The sequence below is a fragment of the Streptomyces sp. NPDC059917 genome (assembly GCF_042730635.1).
In the GTDB taxonomy this organism is placed as follows: Bacteria; Actinomycetota; Actinomycetes; order Streptomycetales; family Streptomycetaceae; genus Streptomyces.
On record NZ_JBHWLC010000190.1, the window covers coordinates 1 to 1,341 of the forward strand.

General features: G+C 73.7%; 1 protein-coding gene. It reads left to right on the top strand.

From position 1 onward, the window contains the following. Positions 1-250: 250 nt before the first annotated feature. Positions 251-1,285, top strand: coding sequence for a threonine/serine dehydratase (locus ACFWAR_RS39390; protein ID WP_385788553.1), 1,035 nt, complete (start codon positions 251-253; stop codon positions 1,283-1,285). Positions 1,286-1,341 lie beyond the last annotated feature (56 nt).

Genomic DNA, 1,341 nt, shown 5'->3' on the forward strand with positions numbered 1-1,341 from the left:
GACCTCGACGGTCGTCGCGTCCGCGCGTTTCGCGTATGCCGTTCAGGTCCGCAAGGCCTTTCGCGGTAAAACCGCGCGTGCCAGGATGACGAGATCTCTACCCCCATCGAGGGGTTCACCGAAAGCCGTCGCTTCGATATTCCAGCGTTTCGGCACTCCGACATTTCGGCATTTCGGCATTTCGGCATTCCAGAATTCCAGCATTTCGACATTCCACCGGGACTTCACGAGCAGGAGGGAGACGGGCGCCGTGCGCGAGCCCGTAGGCAGCGTGGCTGCCACTGACACCAGGTCACCGCGGATGGACCGCGGTGACATCGAGGAAGCCGAGCGGCGGCTGGCGGGCCGGGTCTGGCGCACCCCCGTCATCCGCTCCGACCAGCTCGACGCGCTCTGTGGCGCGCGGCTCTGGCTCAAGACCGAGAACCTGCAGCGCGGCGGGTCGTTCAAGGTCCGGGGCGCCCTGCTGGCCGTGGAGCGGCTGGTCGCCTCCGGGAGCCGGGGCGTGATCGCGCAGAGCACCGGCAACCACGCCATCGCGGTCGCGCTCGCCACCCGCGAGTACGGGCTGCCCACGGTCGTGGTGCTGCCCTCCGACGCGGCGCCCGCCAAGATCCGCCGGATCCGGGAGGCCGGTGCCCACGTGGTGACGGCCGGGACGGTGCTCGCCGACCGGGTCGCCGCGCTGGAGGAACTGCGCGAGCTGCACGGCTACGACGCGATCGACCCGTACCAGAACCCCCACGTGGTCGCGGGCCAGGGCACCGCCACGGCCGAGCTGATCGGGCAGGTCGCGGTGCAGGGCGCACGGCTGGACGCGGTGGTCGTTCCCGTCGGTGGCGGCAGCGCCGTCGCCGGTGCCGCCCTGGCGGCCGAGGGGCGCGACGTCGCGGTGATCGGGGCGGAGCCGCTGGCCGTCCCCGCCTTCACCGAGGCCCTGCGCGCCGGGCGACCGGTGACCGTCCCCGCGGGCCGGACCATCGCCGACGGGCTGCGGCCGGACCGGATCGGCGATCTCCCCTTCGACCTCGCGCACCGGGCCGTCCGGCGCGTCGTGACCGTGCCGGAGGCCGCCATCGCCGACGCGCTGCGCGCCGCGTTCCTGCACGCGCGGCTGGTCATCGAGCCGGCCGCGGCGACCGCGCTGGCCGCGGCCCTGGAGCACGCGTCCGGGCACGGCGCCGATGTCGGGGTGCTGATCAGCGGCGGGAACGTCGAGCCGAGCCTGATGGCGTCGCTGCTGGCCGACCACGAGGCGGGGGCCCCGCGCACCGCGGCCCGCTGAGGCCCGTACGGCACCGGAGGAAGAGGGCGGACCGAAGCGCCCCGACGACTCCTGGT